Below are 15,677 nucleotides of genomic sequence, written 5' to 3'. Positions count from 1 at the left end.
AGTCACATGTCTCGCATTGGAAAGCAGCCGGTCCCGGTTCCCGCCGGTGTCGACGTCACCATCAACGGACGCAACGTCGAGGTCAAGGGCCCCAAGGGCACGCTGACCCTGGACGTGGCCGAGCCGATCGAGGTGTCCCGCGGCGACGACGGCGCCATCGTGGTGACCCGGCCCAACGACGAGCGGCGCAACCGCTCGCTGCACGGACTGTCCCGCACGCTGATCGCCAACCTGGTGACCGGCGTGACGCAGGGCTACACCACCAAGATGGAGATCTTCGGCGTCGGTTACCGCGTGGTGGCCAAGGGCAGCGACCTCGAGTTCGCCCTGGGCTACAGCCACCCGGTGCTGATCAACGCGCCCGAGGGCGTGACCTTCGCGGTCGAGACGCCGACGAAGTTCTCGATCTCCGGTATCGACAAGCAGGCCGTCGGCCAGATCGCGGCGAACATCCGTCGCCTCCGTAAGAGCGATCCCTACAAGGGCAAGGGCATCCGCTACGAAGGTGAGCAGATCCGCCGCAAGGTCGGAAAGACAGGTAAGTAGTAGATGGCTACCAACACCAAAACCCCAGCAGCGACCGGGCACACCCCGGTCGGCAAGAACGTGTCTCAGATCCGCCGGACGGCGCGGACGCGCCGGCATGCGCGGCTGCGCAAGAAGGTCGCCGGCACCGCTGAGCGGCCGCGTCTGGTGGTCAACCGCTCGTCGCGGCACATCCATGTGCAGCTGGTCGACGACGCCCAGGGCGTCACGTTGGCGGCGGCCTCCTCCATCGAGGCCGACGTGCGTGCCCTCGAGGGTGACAAGAAGGCCGCCAGCACGCGGGTGGGCCAGCTGATCGCCGAGCGCGCCAAGGCCGCCGGCATCGATCAGGTCGTGTTCGACCGCGGTGGCAACACCTATGGCGGACGGATCGCGGCACTGGCCGACGCGGCGCGCGAAGGCGGGTTGAAGTTCTGATGACGTACAACGAGAGGACTGCATGATGGCCGAGCAGGCTGGCGCCGGTTCGGCGCAGGACAATCGCGGCGGTGGCCGTGACGGTGGCCGGGGCCGCCGCGATGATCGCGGTGGCCGGGGCGGACGTGACGACCGTGAGAAGAGCCAGTACCTGGAGCGCGTCGTCGCGATCAACCGCGTCTCGAAGGTCGTCAAGGGTGGTCGCCGGTTCAGCTTCACCGCGCTGGTGATCGTCGGCGACGGCAAGGGCATGGTGGGTGTCGGCTACGGCAAGGCCAAAGAGGTTCCTGCCGCGATCGCCAAGGGTGTCGAGGAAGCGCGCAAGAACTTCTTCCGCGTCCCGCTGATCGGCGGCACCGTGACCCATCCCGTGCAGGGTGAGGCTGCGGCCGGTGTCGTGATGCTGCGTCCGGCCAGCCCCGGTACCGGCGTCATCGCCGGTGGCGCGTGCCGCGCGGTGCTGGAATGCGCCGGCGTGCACGACGTGCTGGCCAAGTCGCTGGGCAGCGACAATGCGATCAACGTGGTGCACGCGACCGTCGCCGCGCTGAAGCTGTTGCAGCGCCCCGAAGAGGTCGCGGCTCGCCGCGGCCTGCCGATCGAAGATGTGGCGCCCGCCGGCATGCTCCGGGCTCGTCGTGAGGCCGAGGCTGCAGCTGCAGGCGCCGCCCGTGAGGGAACGGCTTAAGAACATGGCAGAACTCAAGATCACCCAGGTGCGCAGCACCATCGGTTCGCGCTGGAAGCAGCGGGAAACCCTGCGCACCCTCGGGTTGCGCAAGATCCGCCAGTCCGTGGTGCGCGAGGACAACGCGCAGACACGCGGACTGATCAAGACCGTGCACCACCTCGTCACGGTGGAGGAGGTTTAACCCATGGCTCCGATCAAGCTGCACGACCTGCGGCCGGCTCCCGGGGAGAAGACGCCGAAGACCCGCGTGGGTCGCGGTGAAGGCTCGAAGGGCAAGACGGCGGGCCGCGGCACCAAGGGCACCGGCGCCCGCAAGAACGTCCCGGTGGGCTTCGAGGGCGGCCAGATGCCGATCCACATGCGCCTGCCGAAGCTCAAGGGCTTCCGTAACCGGTTCCGCACCGAGTACGGCGTCGTCAATGTCGGCGACATCGCCAAGGCGTTCACCGAGGGCGGCACCATCGGTGTCGACGAGCTGGTGGCCAAGGGCCTGGTCCGCAAGAACGTTCTGGTGAAGGTTCTCGGCGACGGCAAGCTGTCGGCCAAGGTCGACGTCACCGCGCACAAGTTCAGCGGTAGTGCCCGCGAGGCGATCACCGCCGCCGGCGGCAGCGCCACCGAACTGTAAGGCGATACACAGCCACTGACCCCCGCTCCGGCGGGGGTTTTTGGTGTGTGGACGGTAACGTCGGGGCGGCGACAGACGAAGAACCACCGACGGGGCCACAAGAAGGAGCAGTTCGACAATGAAGCACCGGCGCGCAGTCGCGGCGATCATCGCCGGCGGGATCGCCCTCGGCATGGCGGCGCCCGCGCACGCCCAGACCACCGATGAGGCATTCACCGCCGCGGTGACCAAGCTGGGCATCCCCTTCGCGCCGAACACAGATCTGCCTGCCGTCGGCAAGCAGGTGTGCGAGCTGCTGACCTCCAGCCTGGCCGCCAACAGCGTCAACCCGGTGCCCGCGGTTCGCGGGGTGGTCACCCAACTGTCCAGCCGCGGTCTCGATCGCGCGCAAGCAGGCAGCCTGCTGAAACTGTCGGTGCAGGCGTACTGCCCGCAGCAGGCCCGCTTCGTCGGGCGCTGAGCGTCGGTCCGGGCGTCGGTACGCTCGGAGCCATGGTTTCTGTGCTCTCCGGCGTCCCCGGCTTGGACGACGTCCGCGAACTGGTTCGTAAGGTCGACACCGCCCGTCATCAAGGGGTGCCCGACGGCGTCATCCTGGAGATCGATCTGCAGCAGGCGCCCCCGGAGACCGCCGGGTTCGATCCCGTCGCGGTGGTGACGGGAATCCTCGGGTCGAGCCGCCCGCTGCTGCTGCGCGAGACCGTCGCCGCGATCCACCGTGCCGCCGAAGACCCGCGCGTTGCCGGCCTGATCGCGCGCGTCCAGATCGACGCTGCCCCACCGGGACCCGTGCAGGAGCTGCGCGCGGCGATCGCGGCGTTCACCGAGCGCAAGCCGTCAGTGGCGTGGGCGGAAACCTATCCCGGCACGCTGTCGTACTACCTGGCGTCGGCGTTCGGCGAGGTGTGGATGCAGCCCTCAGGCACCGTCGGGTTGGTCGGATTCGCGACCAGCGCGCTGTTCCTCCGGGATGCGCTCGACAAGCTCGGCGTCGAGGCGCAGTTCACCGCCCGCGGTGAATACAAGTCCGCGGCAAACCTTTTCACCCAGGACGGCTACACCGAGGCCCATCGTGAGGCGGACACGGCGCTGGTCAACAGCCTGCGCGCGCAGGTGTGGGAGGCGGTCGCGGCGTCGCGGGGCATCGACCCCGACGCGCTCGACGGTCTCGCGGACCGGGCGCCGCTGCTGCGGGACGACGCGGTGACGGCGAAGCTGGTGGACCGCATCGGGTTCCGCGACGAGGCCTACACGCGGATCGCGGATCTGGCCGGTGCGCCGGCCGACGACAGCGAGGCCGCACCGCGGTTGTTCCTGTCCCGCTACGCCCGCACCATTCGCCCGTCGATGCCGACGCCGCCGCTGCCGGGTCGCAGCCGGCGGGGGATCGCGGTGGTGACGCTGGCCGGTCCGATCGTCAGCGGGAAGGGGCGTCCCGTCTCGCCGCTGGGCGCTGCGAGCGCCGGCGGAGACACCATCGCCGCGGCGCTGCGGCAGGCCGGCGCCGACGACGATGTGGCTGCCGTCGTGCTGCGCGTCGACAGTCCCGGCGGCTCGGTCACCGGGTCGGAGACCATCTGGCGTGAGGTGGTGCGGCTGCGGGAACAGGGCAAGCCGGTGGTCGCGTCGATGGGTGCGGTGGCCGCCTCGGGCGGCTACTACGTGTCGATGGCCGCCGACGCGATCGTCGCGAACGCCGCCACGATCACCGGCTCGATCGGGGTCGTGACCGGCAAGCTGGTGGCCCGCGAGCTCAAGGACCGGCTCGGCGTCGGATCCGGCACCGTCCGCACCAACGCCAACGCCGACGCATGGTCGAGCAATGCGCCGTTCACCGACGAGCAGCAGGCCCACGTGGAAGCCGAGGCCGACCTGTTCTACACCGACTTCGTGCATCGGGTGGCCGAGGGGCGCGGCATGACCCCCGAGGCGGTGGACGCGGTGGCCCGCGGCCGGGTGTGGACGGGCGCCGACGCGCTCGAGCGCGGCCTCGTCGACGAGCTCGGCGGCCTGCGCACGGCGATCACCCGGGCCAAGGCCCTGGCCGGTATCGCCGAGGACACCAAGGTCGCCATCACGCAGCTGCCCGGGTCGTCCCTGCGAGACATGTTGCGGCCCAAGGCGTCATCACAGCCCGCGGCGGCGTCGCTGTCGGAGCTGTTCAGTGCGGTGGCGGTGCGCTCGCTGACCGACGTGGTCGAGCAGTCTCAGCGATCGCTGACCGGGGTCAACGTGCTGTGGCTGGGGGCGTCTCGCTACTGAGCTCGGCGCTGATGTAGACGATCTCGCCGAGCGGATCGCCTGCGTCACCGTCTTCTGGCAGCGGCCTGCCGTACCGCGTGAACAGCTCGTCACGTGGTGCGGCGGTGACCTGCCAGCCTGCCGACCGCAGGTAGTCAGGGACCGGGGTGCGCGGCCCGGTGTAGACCAGCGAGGGCATGTCGATGTCGAGGCCGTGCTCGCGCAGCGGCGCCGAGGCCGCGCGTGCCCGCTCCTCGTCGAGGTCGACGATGCCGGGCACGTATTCGGTGGTGATCGTGCTGCCCGGCGCCGACAGGCCGGTGATGCGGTCGAACAGCTGGTCCTGCGCGTCCGGTGGCAGATAGATCAGCAGACCCTCCGCCAGCCAGGCGGTGCGGGCGCCTGCGTCGAAGCCGTTGTCGCGCAGCACCTTCGGCCAGTCATCGCGCAGGTCGACGGCGATGGCACGCCGGTCGGCCGTCGGTTCGGCGCCCAGCGCGGCCAGCGTCGAGGACTTGAACGCGATCACCTCGGGTTGGTCGAGTTCGAACACGACCGTGTCCTCGGGCCACGCCAGCCGGTAGGCGCGCGCGTCGAGGCCGGCGGCCAGGATCACCACCTGCCGGATGCCGGCGGCCGTCGCGGCCAGCACGCAGTCGTCGAAGAACCGGGTGCGGACCGCCATCCCGTTGATCATCGCCTCGGCCCGCGCCGGGTCCAGCGCGCTCATCGCGGCCACATCCAACCGGCCGTCGACCATCGCGGTGAAGAAGTCGATGCCGACGGCACGGACCAGGGGAGCGGCGAACGGGTCGTCGATGAGGGCGTCGGGCGCGGCCGTGGCCATCGCCCGGCCGGCGGCGACCAGCGTCGCCGTCGTCCCGACACTGGAGGCGAGGTCCCACGAATCCTGGTCGTGCCTGCCCATCACCACTCCTGTCGTCGGGCCGTCAGATATCCGGAATCGCCGAGCATGCTGAGCAGATTGTCGGTGGGCGGGGTGAAGCCCTGGGCGGCGTACGCGTCGGCGTTCGACAGCACGGCGATCTGCCAGCCGGCCCGGGCCAGGTGGTCGCCGGCCGGGGTGCGCTCGCCGGCGTAGAACAGTGCGGACAGATCGATCGTGCTGCCACGGCGGCGGCTGCGCTCACTGAACTCCTTGGCCCAGTCCGCGGTCATCGCGCCGGTGTCCATGTGCTCGGTGGCCAGTACGCTGCCCGGCGCCGACAGCTCACCGATGTGGTCGAGCAGCCGGTCCTGGGCGTCGGGCGGAAGGTAGATCAGCAGACCTTCGGCGATCCACGCGCTGGGCTGACCAAAATCGAAACCGTTGTCCCGCAATGCCTGTGGCCAGTCGTCGCGCAGGTCGACGCCGATGGCCACCCGGTGCGCCGACGGCGTCACCCCGGCGTCGGAGAGCACTCGGGTCTTGAACTCGACGACGCGGGGCTGGTCGAGCTCGAAGACCGTCGTGCCGGCCGGCCAGCTCAGCCGGTAAGCCCGGGTGTCCAGGCCGGAGGCCAGGATCACGATCTGACGCACCCCCGCGGAAGCGGCATCGGTCAGCGCGGAGTCGAAGAACCGGGTCCGCACGGCGATGTACTCGCGGGCACCGTCGAGTGCTTCGGCATCACCGCGGGCCAACGCGGTGAATTCGGGCATGCCGACGGCGTCGACGAGCAGTTGCGCGTACGGATCGTCGATCAACGGATCGGGTCCGCGTGAGGCGGCGGCACGCGAGGCGGCCACCGACGTCGCGGTCGCGCCGACGCTGGTCGCGAGGTCCCAGGAGTCTCCATCGGTGCGGCTCACGATTTCACCGCCGTCAGCGCCAGTGAGTTCTTCAGCGTCTCGAACGCCTCTCCGCTACCGAATGTGCGCCCATAGGCGGCGAAGACCTCGGGCCGCGGGCGGGTGCTGACCGTCCACCCGAGTCCTGTCAGGTGATCGGCCGGGGGAGTGCGTTCCCCGGGATAGAACAGCTCGCCGAGGTCGGGGATGCTGCCGTCCTTGTCGTGCTTCTTCCAGAGCTCACGCATCGCGCGGGACCGTCGCCCGAGGGAGGCGCCGGCGTCGGGGTGGTATTCGGTGGCCAGTCGGCTACCAGGCGCCGACAGGTCGGTGATCGCGTCGAACAGCCGGTCCTGTGCCTCGGGCGGAAGGTAGACGAGCAGACCTTCCGCGGTCCACGCCGTCGGTGCCGAAGGGTCGAAGCCGTGCTCGCGCAGCGCCGCGGGCCAGTCGTCGCGCAGGTCGACGGCCACCGCGCGGCGGTCGGCGGACGGGCGCGCCCCGATCGCAGCCAATGTGGCGTCCTTGAACTCGAGAACCTGCGGCTGGTCGATCTCGAACACCACGGTGCCCGCGGGCCAGTCCAACCGGTAGGCCCGCGAATCCAGGCCCGAGGCCAGGATCACCGCCTGCCGGATGCCGGCTGCAGCCGCGTCGGCGAAGAAGTCGTCGAAGAACCGAGTCCGCACTGCCATGACGTCCGTCATGACTTGGGCAGCTCCGGACTCGTCGGTCTCGGTGAGCGTCAACTCACCGTCGACCAGTTTGGTGAAGAAGTCGATGCCCACCGCACGCACCAGCGGCGCGGCGAACGGGTCGTCGATCAGCGGATCCGGTTCGCGGCTGGCCACCGCCCGGGCGGCCGCGACCATCGTCGCGGTGGCGCCGACACTCGACGCCAGATCCCACTGATCGTTGTCTGTCCTCGCGCCGCTGGCCATGACGGGGTCCTACTTCGATGCGCTCACGTAGGAGACGTCGGCGAAGCCCTGCTCCGCGTCGATGGGCGTCAACCCGTACCGGCGCAGCAGATCATTGGCCGGCGTGCCGTGCGCGGTCCAGCCGTGGCCGCTCAGATACTCGACCACGTCGGCCCGCTCCCCGAAGAACACCAACTCGGAGAATTCCAGGTCGAAGCCGTGCTCGCGCCACTGCTCCGTGGAGGCCTGCATGCGCTCACGCGCCTCCTGCTGATCGGCCTCCTGCTGTGAGGGCACCGCCTCGACAGCCAGCCGGCTGCCCGGCGCACTCAACTCGCCGATCTGGTCCAGCAGTCGGTCCTGCGCCTCGGGCGGCAGATAACCCATCAGGCCCTCGGCGATCCACGCTGTCGGCCGGTTCGCGTCGAAGCCGGCCTCGGCCAGAGCCCGCGCCCAGTCCTCGCGCAGATCGATCGCCACCGTTCTGAGGTCGGTGCGGGGTTCGGCCCCGAGACCGGCCAGCGTCTGCCGTTTGAACGCGATCACGTCGGGCTGGTCGATCTCGTAGAGCACCATGTCGGCGGGCCAGGTCAGGCGGTAACCACGCGCGTCCAGGCCGGAGGCCAGGATGACGGCCTGGCGGACACCGGCTGCCGCGGCGTCGGCGAAGAACTCGTCGAAGAACTTGGTGCGGGCGGCCATCATGTCGGCGAAGTTGGTGACGCCGACGGGGTTCTGGCCGTCGGAGTTCACGTCGAGGTCCTCGGCGGTCAGCTCGCCGGTGGCGAGCTTGGTGAAGAAGTCGACACCCACGGCGCGAACCAGGGGCTCGGCGAACGGATCGTTGATGACGGCCTCGTCGGCCCGGCTACCCACAGCTCGTGCGGCGGCGACCATCGTCGCGGTGGCTCCCACGCTGGATGCCAGGTCCCAGGTGTCGTTGTCGGTGCGCGCCACAGCGGCTCCTCCCTGTCGTCAAAAATTAGCTAGTTCGGTTAACGAAGTTCTCTCGGCACTGTATTCCCCCAGACTGAGAGGGGCTGTCAGATTCGGGGCAACCAAGTTGCAACTGTTAGTCTCGTAGACTGTTCCAACGCGTGACCTGCGCAGGCCGTTCGCCTGCCTGGGACCGTCGCGCACAAGACTTAACCGACGCTGGTCACGCCAGCCACATGAGCACGCCGCGAACGTCAGCTGGCCGTGCAGGAGGAAAGAGTGCTCTCGGCTTTCATCTCATCACTGCGGACAGCTGATCTGAGGCGAAAGATCCTGTTCACGCTCGGCGTCGTGATCCTCTACCGGGTGGGTGCCACGGTCCCGTCCCCCGGGGTCAACTACCCCAACGTGCAGCAGTGCATCGCGCAGGTCAGTGGCGGCGACTCCGCACAGATCTACTCGCTCATCAACCTGTTCTCCGGCGGCGCTCTTCTGCAGCTGTCGGTGTTCGCCGTCGGCGTCATGCCCTACATCACGGCCAGCATCATCGTGCAGCTGCTCGGCGTGGTGATCCCGCGCTTCGAGCAGTTGCGTAAAGAAGGACAGGCCGGCCAGGCGAAACTGACGCAGTACACCCGCTACCTCGCGATCGCGCTGGCGATCCTGCAGTCCACCTCGATCGTGGCGCTGGCCGCCAACGGCGGTCTGCTGCAGGGCTGCACGCTCGACATCATCGAGGGGCAGAGCGAGGGCATGAACCTGTTCCGCCTGATCATCATCGTGCTGGTGATGACGGCCGGTTCGGCTCTGGTGATGTGGATGGGCGAGCTGGTCACCGAGCGCGGCGTCGGCAACGGCATGTCGCTGCTGATCTTCGCCGGCATCGCAGCCCGCATTCCCAGCGAGGGCAAGACCATCCTGGACAGCCGCGGCGGCATGGTGTTCACGCTGGTCTGCGTCGCGGCGCTGATCATCATCGTCGGCGTCGTGTTCGTCGAGCAGGGGCAGCGCCGTATCCCGGTGCAGTACGCCAAGCGCATGGTCGGCCGCCGGATGTACGGCGGCACGTCGACCTACCTGCCTCTGAAGGTGAACCAGGCGGGCGTCATCCCGGTCATCTTCGCGTCGTCGCTGATCTACATCCCGCACCTGATCACCCAGTTGATCCAGAGCGCCAGTGACAACCCCGGCAACGGCTGGTGGCAGACGTTCGTCGCCGACTACCTGACCAACCCGGCGGACCCGGTCTACATCGCCCTGTACTTCGGGCTGATCGTGTTCTTCACCTACTTCTATGTCTCGGTCACGTTCAACCCTGACGAACGCGCCGACGAGATGAAGAAGTACGGCGGCTTCATCCCGGGCATCAGGCCGGGCAAGCCGACCGCGGATTATCTGCGGTTCGTGCTGTCTCGCATCACGCTGCCCGGCTCGATCTACCTGGGCGTCATCGCGGTGCTGCCCAACCTGTTCCTGGAGATCGGCAACACCGGTTCGGTGCAGAACCTGCCGTTCGGTGGCACCGCCGTGCTGATCGCGATCGGCGTCGCCCTGGACACCATCAAGCAAATCGAAAGCCAGCTCATGCAGCGCAACTATGAAGGGTTCCTGAAGTGAGAATCGTGTTGTTGGGACCGCCCGGCGCGGGCAAGGGAACCCAGGCTCAGAAGCTGGCCGACAAGCTCGGCGTCCCGCACGTCTCCACCGGCGACCTGTTCCGGTACAACATCAGCAACAACACCGAGCTGGGTGTGGAAGCCAAGAAGTACCTCGACGCCGGCGATCTCGTCCCCGCCTCGCTGACGAACGCGCTGGTCGACGACCGGCTCGACGACGAGGACGCCCAGGCCGGCTTCATCCTCGACGGGTACCCGCGCTCGGTGGAGCAGGCCGAGGCGCTGGACCAGATGCTCGCCAAGCGCAACCTGTCGCTGGACGCCGTCGTCGAGTTCAAGGTGCCCGAAGAGGAACTGGTGTCCCGGCTGCAGGGCCGCGGCCGCGCCGACGACACCGAGGACGTGATCCGCAATCGCTTCAAGGTGTACCGCGAGGAGACGGCTCCGCTGCTCGACCACTACCGCGACTCGCTGACCACGGTCGACGCCGTCGGCGAGCTCGACGAGGTGTTCGCGCGCGCGTTGAAGGCGCTCGGCCGCTAGCCATGGTGTCGCTACCCGGGCTGCGCAGCCGCAAGGTCGTTCCCCAGCGGACCGCCGGGGAACTGGACGCGATGGCCGCCGCCGGTGCGTTGGTGGCCGCCGCGCTGCGTGCCGTCCGGGAGGCTGCCGCGCCCGGCCTGTCGACCCTCGACCTGGACCGAGTCGCCGAAGCCGTGATCCGCGACGGCGGCGGGGTGCCGTCGTTCCTGGGTTACCACGGATTTCCGGCCACCATCTGCTCGTCGGTGAACGACCGCGTCGTGCACGGCATCCCGTCGGCGACGGAGACGCTCGCCGCCGGCGACCTGGTGTCGATCGACTGCGGGGCGATCCTGGACGGCTGGCACGGTGACTCCGCCATCACCTTCGGCATCGGCGACCTGATCGAGGCTGACGCCAACCTCTCGGCCGCGACCCGCGAGTCGATGGAAGCCGGAATCGCGGCGATGGTGCCCGGGAACCGGTTGACCGACGTCTCGCATGCCATCGAGTCCGGGACCCACGCCGCCGAGCAGCGCTACGACCGCAGCTTCGGCATCGTCGCCGGCTACGGCGGCCACGGCATCGGCCGCGAGATGCACATGGACCCGTTCCTGCCCAACGAGGGTTCGCCCGGGCGGGGACCGCACCTGGCCGTGGGTTCGGTGCTCGCGATCGAACCGATGCTGACTCTGGGCACGGCGAAGACGCGCATCCTCGACGACGACTGGACTGTGGTCACCACCGACGGCTCCCGGGCCGCACACTGGGAGCACACCGTTGCGGTCACCGACGACGGGCCGAGGATTCTCACCCTCTGATTCGGGCTGCGGGTGAACCGGAACGCCGCCGACACCGTGTAGTACACGGAGGTTGGGAATGGACGATCCGGAGGCCGCCATGATGCGCGTGCTCTACGACGAACACGGCGATGCGCTGTGGCGCTATGCGCTGCGATTGACCGGTGACCGCGCCCGCGCCGAGGACGTCGTGCAGGAGACGCTGCTGAAGGCGTGGCGACACCCCTCGGTCACCGCGGACGCGGAGCGCTCCGCGCGGGCCTGGCTGTTCACCGTCGCGCGCAACATGATCATCGACGAGCGGCGCAGCGCCCGATTTCGCAACGAGGCCGCCGAACCGGTGCCGGAAGAGGTCGTCGACCGCGCCTCGTCCGACGAGGTGGACACCGCGCTGAACCGCATCCTGCTCTCCACCGCGCTGGCCCAGCTGACGGAGGAACACCGCGCCGTCGTCCGCCGCGCCTACTACCAGGGCTGGACGACCGCTCAGATCGCCGCCGACCTCGGCATCGCCGAGGGCACGGTCAAATCCCGGCTGCACTACGCCATGCGGGCCCTGAGACTGGGACTCCAGGAGATGGGGGTGACGCGATGACCGTCCACGAGCGCGACGACCGCTACCTGACCTGGGACGCCGCCTACGTGCTGGGCTCGCTGAGCAGCGACGAGCGCCTCGAATACGAAGACCACCTCGCCGGCTGCGCGCAATGCCGCGACGCCGTGGCCGAGATGTCCGGGATGCCGGGGCTGCTGGGACTGCTCGACCTCGACGACGTGACCGCTCTCGACGACGAGCAGCCGTACCCGCCGCTGCGCCCCGAGGTGCTCGACAACGTGCTGGCCAAGGTGCGATGGCGCCGCCGCCGCAGCCGGTGGGTCACCTCGGCCGTCGTCGGATTGGCCGCGGCGGTGTTGGCCGTCGGCATTCTGCTGGTGGCACGGCCCGCGATCATGGGGTTCGAGGATGGCGCCACCACCCAGAACACCGCACAGATGGCCGACATGACCAAGATGGCTCCGACGCCGATCAACGCCAGCATCGCGCTGACCGACTTCGGCTGGGGCACCCGCATCGACATGTCCTGCTCCTACGGCCAGTGGGGCGACGACAACACGCCGCCCAAGGACCTCGGCATGGTGGTCGTCGGCCGCGACGGCACCCGATCTCAGATCGCGACCTGGTTGGGGATCCCCGGGGCGACGGCGCTCCCCAGCGGGACGACCCCGATGCAGCGCGATGACATCTCCGCGGTGCAGATGGTCTCGATGACCGACGGAAAGGTGCTGCTGGAGAAGCAGCTGTGATGCGGTAAGAAGAGGCGTGCCCCGTGACCCGATCGCTGCCGCCCGCGCCAACTGGGAGGCCTCGGGGTGGGGTGAGGTGGCCGACGGCATGGTCGCAGTGACGTCGGTGATGCGCGCCCACCAGATCCTGCTGGCCCGAGTCGAGGCCGCGCTGCGGCCCTACGACCTGAGCTTCTCGCGGTTCGAACTCCTGCGGCTGCTGGCGTTCAGCCGGACCGGCGCGCTGCCGATCACCAAGGCGTCGGACCGGCTGCAGGTCCACGTCACCAGCGTCACGCACGCGATCCGCCGGCTGGAGGCCGACGGTCTGGTCGAGCGCATCCCGCACCCGACCGACGGGCGCACGACGTTGGTGCGCCTCACCGACCTGGGGCGGTCCACGGTCGAGGACGCCACTGTCACGCTCAACACCGAGGTGTTCGCCGATCTCGGCATCACCGACGAGCAGTCCCTCGCCCTGTCGTCGGCGATCGAGACGCTGCGCCGCGGCGCCGGAGACTTCTAGCGGCTGGGAAGTGGGATTGTCGCCGTGACGGTGGTGCCCGCCCCGGGGCGCGAGCGGATGTTGAGTCGGCCCCCGACGATCTCGGCGCGTTCGGCCATCGACAGCAGACCGTATCCGCCCATCTCGTCGCTACCCAGCGGGCGCTCCAACGTGTCGAAACCGACGCCGTCGTCGGCGATTTCGAGGCGGGCGGTCTGGTCGTCGGCGTGGAACGCCAGTCGGGCCACCGTCGCGCGCGCATGTTTGACGACGTTCTGCAGGCACTCCTGGGCGATCCGGTAGAGCGCGAGCTCGATGTGGTCGGGCAGCCGGGTGTCGGCGAGGTCGGTGTTGATCTTGACCTGCGGGATCGACCGCGCCAGGCTGGCCAGCCCGCCGGACAGACCCAGGTCGTCGAGCACCGGCGGGCGCAGACCACTGATCGCGGCCCGGGCCTCCTGCAGCGTGAGTTCCGCCAGCTCGCGGGCACGATCCAGCTGCTCGGTCAGCGCCTCGCGGTCATCGGGGGAGCGGGCGGCCTGAGCGGCGGCGTCGAGCCGGTAGGACAGGGTGACCAGCCGCTGGGAGATGCCGTCGTGGATGTCGCCGGCGAGCCGGCGCCGTTCGATCTCCTGGGCTTCGATGACCTGCTCGACGAAGTTCTCGTGTGCGCGTTCGCGGGCCACCAGCTGGCGATGCAGGCGGGCCTGATGCATGGCCCCGGCGATGAGTCGGCCGATCACCAGCAGCAGCTCGACGTCGCGGTCCCCGAAGTCCCGCTCGGCCACGGTGTGCACGTTCAGCACGCCGACCAGCCCGCCCGGGGTCGACTCCATCGGCACCGAGACCATCGAGGTGAAGTCACGTCCGCGCAGCGACTGGAACGGCAGATAGCGAGGGTCGGACTCCTTGTCGCGGCGGATCACCACCGGTTCCAGGTGACTGGCCACCCACCCCGAGATTCCCTGGCCCAGGGGCAGCCGGATCTTGCCGACCTCCGCGTCGAACGGTGGGGTGGCACCGGCCAGCGTCAGTGATCGCTCGGTGTCGTCGAGGACGTGGACGAAGCAGACGTCGCTGTCGGTGGCCGCGGTGATCATCCGGGCCGCCGCGGCGGCCAGCGGCTCCACGCCGGGGCCGCGCGAGGCAGCCTGGATCAGTTCGCGCAGCAGCGCCAGTTCCCGGTCGGCGGTCAGGACCGGCCGCGCGCTCACTGGTAGATGCCTTCGCGCAGAGCGGTGGCCACCGCACCGGTGCGGTCACTGACGCCGAGTTTGCGGTACAGCGAGCTCAGATGGGTTTTGACCGTCTCGTCACCGATCACCAGCTTGGCCGCGATGGCGCGGTTGGACAGACCGTTGACCACCAGCGCCAGGATCTCGCTCTCGCGTTGGGTGAGGCCCTGGCGTGCGCCGGGCCAGAACTCGTCGCGCTGCAGGCGGGCAGCCGTATCGACTGCGCGCGCGGCCATCACCGGATCGATCGCCGTCGCCCCGGTGTGGACGAACTCGAGCTGCCGCACCAGCTCTTCGCTGCTGATGCTCTTGAGCAGATAGCCGGCCGCCCCGACACGCAGCGCCTGGAACAGGTACTGCTCGTCGTCGTAGACCGAGAGCATGACGACGCGACGGCCCGGATCGCGCTCGCGCAGCCGCTGGCACAGATCGAGACCGCTCGAACCCTGCATGCGCACATCGCACAGCACGATGTCGGGATCGAGGTCGGCGATCACGTCCATGGCCTTTTCCGCGCCGACGGCCTGGCCCACCACGGTGACCCTGCTGGCGAACGCGGTGAGCATGGCCTTGAGGCCTTCGATCACCATCTCGTGGTCGTCTACCAGCACGATTCGCACCGGGCCGGGGCGATCCGAGGGGCTGGTCATGGCCCTCACCTTAGAGGCGCACCCGCGATTCCCCGCCGAATCCCCCTAATGGGGGAGGCGGCCGAGTTGTGACCTGGGACACCATGACGGTCATGGAGCCCTCACAGCAGAAAACCTGGCGCGCCGGTCGCTTCTGGTGGGACTGGCCCAGCCCCAGCGAGAGCCTCGCACCGACGCTGAAGCCCTCCCTTCAGGCGGTGATCTTCGACCTCGACGCGATCGCCGACCTCGACTGCGCCGGGCATCGACTCGCGTTCAACGCGGCGTTCGCCGAGCTCGGCCTCGACATCGTCTGGTCCGAGGCGCGGTACCGGCAGCTGCTCACACTGAGCGACGAGCGCCGGCGCGTGGCCGCCGAACTGCGCAAGCGCGGCGTCCGCTCCGACTGCGATGTGCTCGCCGAACTCCTCGTCGACGACATCTGCGCACGGAAGAACCGGATTCTCGCCGAGACGATCCTCGACGCCGACATCACCGCCCGCGCCGGCCTGGCGGATCTGATCACCGAGGCCTATGCCGCGGGGATCAGCGTCGGGGTGGTGAGCTCCGGCAGCCACTCCTGGGTGGCGCCGCTGGTTCGGCAGCTCGTCGGCGACGGTGTGGTCACCGCGATCGTCACCGCCGACGATGCGCCGGGCACCGACCTGTTCCGCGCCGCGCTGGCCGAACTGGGCGTCACGGCCCGCAGTTCGCTGGCGTTCGCGGGTTCGTCGGCGAGCTTCAAGTCCGCGAACGCCGCGGGGGTGGCGACGATCTCGGTCGGTGCAGTCGATGCAGAGGGAGCGGGCATCCTGCATCGCATCGCGGACTGTCGGCAGATCCACGATTCCTGGCGCGACACCCATCCCACCCCGACCGCTGCCTAGCTTTCCGCGCGTACTCGGGGTCTTATCCT

At 69.2% G+C, this 15,677-nt stretch carries 20 protein-coding genes; 14 read left to right on the top strand and 6 right to left on the bottom strand.

Features of this window, described 5'->3' with window-relative positions:
- The first annotated feature begins 6 nt into the window (after positions 1-6).
- The 7 genes from rplF (at position 7) to sppA (ending at position 4,544) form a co-directional block, all read left to right on the top strand.
- Complete coding sequence (rplF, locus tag DMB80_RS02850; RefSeq protein WP_046362689.1) at positions 7-546, top strand: 50S ribosomal protein L6; 540 nt, start codon at positions 7-9, stop codon at positions 544-546.
- A 3-nt stretch (positions 547-549) separates the two neighbouring features.
- Positions 550-963 carry a 50S ribosomal protein L18 gene (gene rplR / locus DMB80_RS02845; RefSeq protein WP_046362690.1) on the top strand — a complete coding sequence of 138 codons (414 nt, stop codon included), beginning with the start codon at positions 550-552 and terminating at the stop codon, positions 961-963.
- Positions 964-988: 25 nt separating this feature from the next.
- A complete protein-coding gene (rpsE, locus tag DMB80_RS02840) occupies positions 989-1,651 on the top strand; it encodes a 30S ribosomal protein S5 (protein WP_048425044.1) in 663 nt (220 codons plus the stop codon).
- Positions 1,652-1,655: 4 nt separating this feature from the next.
- Positions 1,656-1,835 carry a 50S ribosomal protein L30 gene (gene rpmD / locus DMB80_RS02835; RefSeq protein ID WP_046362692.1) on the top strand — a complete coding sequence of 60 codons (180 nt, stop codon included), beginning with the start codon at positions 1,656-1,658 and terminating at the stop codon, positions 1,833-1,835.
- Positions 1,836-1,838: 3 nt separating this feature from the next.
- Complete coding sequence (rplO, locus tag DMB80_RS02830) at positions 1,839-2,282, top strand: 50S ribosomal protein L15 (protein ID WP_111508466.1); 444 nt, start codon at positions 1,839-1,841, stop codon at positions 2,280-2,282.
- Between the two features lie 118 nt (positions 2,283-2,400).
- Positions 2,401-2,742 carry a DUF732 domain-containing protein gene (locus DMB80_RS02825; protein ID WP_111508465.1) on the top strand — a complete coding sequence of 114 codons (342 nt, stop codon included), beginning with the start codon at positions 2,401-2,403 and terminating at the stop codon, positions 2,740-2,742.
- A gap of 32 nt (positions 2,743-2,774) precedes the next feature.
- A complete protein-coding gene (gene sppA / locus DMB80_RS02820) occupies positions 2,775-4,544 on the top strand; it encodes a signal peptide peptidase SppA (protein ID WP_111508464.1) in 1,770 nt (589 codons plus the stop codon).
- On the opposite strand, the gene DMB80_RS02815 is transcribed toward sppA, so the two are convergent.
- The 4 genes from DMB80_RS02815 to DMB80_RS02800 are packed head-to-tail and all read right to left on the bottom strand — an operon-like array spanning position 4,510 to position 8,191.
- A complete protein-coding gene (locus DMB80_RS02815) occupies positions 4,510-5,451 on the bottom strand; it encodes a class I SAM-dependent methyltransferase (protein WP_111508544.1) in 942 nt (313 codons plus the stop codon). The genes sppA and DMB80_RS02815 overlap by 35 nt on opposite strands.
- A complete protein-coding gene (locus DMB80_RS02810; protein WP_111508463.1) occupies positions 5,451-6,335 on the bottom strand; it encodes an SAM-dependent methyltransferase in 885 nt (294 codons plus the stop codon). Before DMB80_RS02810 ends, DMB80_RS02815 begins: the two co-directional genes overlap by 1 nt.
- Complete coding sequence (locus DMB80_RS02805; RefSeq protein WP_111508462.1) at positions 6,332-7,255, bottom strand: SAM-dependent methyltransferase; 924 nt, start codon at positions 7,253-7,255, stop codon at positions 6,332-6,334. Before DMB80_RS02805 ends, DMB80_RS02810 begins: the two co-directional genes overlap by 4 nt.
- Before the next feature lie 9 nt (positions 7,256-7,264).
- On the bottom strand, positions 7,265-8,191 hold the full coding sequence (locus DMB80_RS02800; protein WP_111508461.1) for an SAM-dependent methyltransferase: 927 nt from the start codon (positions 8,189-8,191) through the stop codon (positions 7,265-7,267).
- A 258-nt stretch (positions 8,192-8,449) separates the two neighbouring features.
- Here DMB80_RS02800 and secY point away from each other — a divergent pair, with 258 nt between their 5' ends.
- From secY to DMB80_RS02770, 6 genes are read left to right on the top strand one after another with little or no spacing between them, the layout of a single operon-like run.
- Positions 8,450-9,787 (top strand): preprotein translocase subunit SecY, encoded by a 1,338-nt coding sequence (gene secY / locus DMB80_RS02795; protein WP_073682385.1) that lies wholly within the window; start codon positions 8,450-8,452, stop codon positions 9,785-9,787.
- Positions 9,784-10,329, top strand: a complete 546-nt coding sequence (locus DMB80_RS02790) for an adenylate kinase (RefSeq protein WP_046362701.1) — start codon at positions 9,784-9,786, stop codon at positions 10,327-10,329. Before secY ends, DMB80_RS02790 begins: the two co-directional genes overlap by 4 nt.
- Positions 10,330-10,331: 2 nt before the next feature.
- Entirely contained in the window at positions 10,332-11,129 is a 798-nt protein-coding gene (gene map / locus DMB80_RS02785) for a type I methionyl aminopeptidase (RefSeq protein ID WP_111508460.1), read from the top strand.
- A 58-nt stretch (positions 11,130-11,187) separates the two neighbouring features.
- Positions 11,188-11,703: a sigma-70 family RNA polymerase sigma factor gene (locus tag DMB80_RS02780; RefSeq protein ID WP_048424703.1), complete on the top strand. Its 516-nt coding sequence runs from the start codon at positions 11,188-11,190 to the stop codon at positions 11,701-11,703.
- A complete protein-coding gene (locus DMB80_RS02775) occupies positions 11,700-12,413 on the top strand; it encodes a zf-HC2 domain-containing protein (RefSeq protein ID WP_111508459.1) in 714 nt (237 codons plus the stop codon). Before DMB80_RS02780 ends, DMB80_RS02775 begins: the two co-directional genes overlap by 4 nt.
- A 16-nt stretch (positions 12,414-12,429) precedes the next feature.
- On the top strand, positions 12,430-12,918 hold the full coding sequence (locus DMB80_RS02770) for a MarR family transcriptional regulator (protein ID WP_046362705.1): 489 nt from the start codon (positions 12,430-12,432) through the stop codon (positions 12,916-12,918).
- On the opposite strand, the gene DMB80_RS02765 is transcribed toward DMB80_RS02770, so the two are convergent.
- Entirely contained in the window at positions 12,915-14,111 is a 1,197-nt protein-coding gene (locus DMB80_RS02765; protein ID WP_111508458.1) for a GAF domain-containing sensor histidine kinase, read from the bottom strand. The genes DMB80_RS02770 and DMB80_RS02765 overlap by 4 nt on opposite strands.
- Entirely contained in the window at positions 14,108-14,782 is a 675-nt protein-coding gene (locus DMB80_RS02760; protein WP_046362707.1) for a response regulator, read from the bottom strand. Before DMB80_RS02760 ends, DMB80_RS02765 begins: the two co-directional genes overlap by 4 nt.
- Positions 14,783-14,874: 92 nt before the next feature.
- On the opposite strand from DMB80_RS02760, the gene DMB80_RS02755 reads away from it, so the two are divergent.
- The gene (locus DMB80_RS02755) at positions 14,875-15,648 is read left to right on the top strand and encodes an HAD hydrolase-like protein (protein WP_240430974.1); all 774 of its coding nucleotides are present in this window, start codon (positions 14,875-14,877) and stop codon (positions 15,646-15,648) included.
- Positions 15,649-15,677 lie beyond the last annotated feature (29 nt).

Origin of the sequence: Mycobacterium kyogaense, assembly GCF_003254575.1 — a bacterium.
Classification (GTDB): Bacteria; Actinomycetota; Actinomycetes; order Mycobacteriales; family Mycobacteriaceae; genus Mycobacterium; species Mycobacterium kyogaense.
This window is presented reverse-complemented; position numbering and strand designations above follow the sequence as displayed.

Bases quoted from the DNA above. Each gene is read 5' to 3' on its own strand.
- DMB80_RS02825 (WP_111508465.1), top strand. From the start codon at position 2,401: ATGAAGCACCGGCGCGCAGTCGCGGCGATCATCGCCGGCGGGATCGCC.
- sppA (WP_111508464.1), top strand. From the start codon at position 2,775: ATGGTTTCTGTGCTCTCCGGCGTCCCCGGCTTGGACGACGTCCGCGAA.
- DMB80_RS02760 (WP_046362707.1), bottom strand. From the start codon at position 14,782: ATGACCAGCCCCTCGGATCGCCCCGGCCCGGTGCGAATCGTGCTGGTA.
- DMB80_RS02805 (WP_111508462.1), bottom strand. From the start codon at position 7,255: ATGGCCAGCGGCGCGAGGACAGACAACGATCAGTGGGATCTGGCGTCG.
- DMB80_RS02775 (WP_111508459.1), top strand. From the start codon at position 11,700: ATGACCGTCCACGAGCGCGACGACCGCTACCTGACCTGGGACGCCGCC.
- map (WP_111508460.1), top strand. From the start codon at position 10,332: ATGGTGTCGCTACCCGGGCTGCGCAGCCGCAAGGTCGTTCCCCAGCGG.
- rplR (WP_046362690.1), top strand. From the start codon at position 550: ATGGCTACCAACACCAAAACCCCAGCAGCGACCGGGCACACCCCGGTC.
- rpmD (WP_046362692.1), top strand. From the start codon at position 1,656: ATGGCAGAACTCAAGATCACCCAGGTGCGCAGCACCATCGGTTCGCGC.
- rplF (WP_046362689.1), top strand. From the start codon at position 7: ATGTCTCGCATTGGAAAGCAGCCGGTCCCGGTTCCCGCCGGTGTCGAC.
- DMB80_RS02815 (WP_111508544.1), bottom strand. From the start codon at position 5,451: ATGGGCAGGCACGACCAGGATTCGTGGGACCTCGCCTCCAGTGTCGGG.
- DMB80_RS02780 (WP_048424703.1), top strand. From the start codon at position 11,188: ATGGACGATCCGGAGGCCGCCATGATGCGCGTGCTCTACGACGAACAC.
- DMB80_RS02755 (WP_240430974.1), top strand. From the start codon at position 14,875: ATGGAGCCCTCACAGCAGAAAACCTGGCGCGCCGGTCGCTTCTGGTGG.
- rplO (WP_111508466.1), top strand. From the start codon at position 1,839: ATGGCTCCGATCAAGCTGCACGACCTGCGGCCGGCTCCCGGGGAGAAG.
- rpsE (WP_048425044.1), top strand. From the start codon at position 989: ATGGCCGAGCAGGCTGGCGCCGGTTCGGCGCAGGACAATCGCGGCGGT.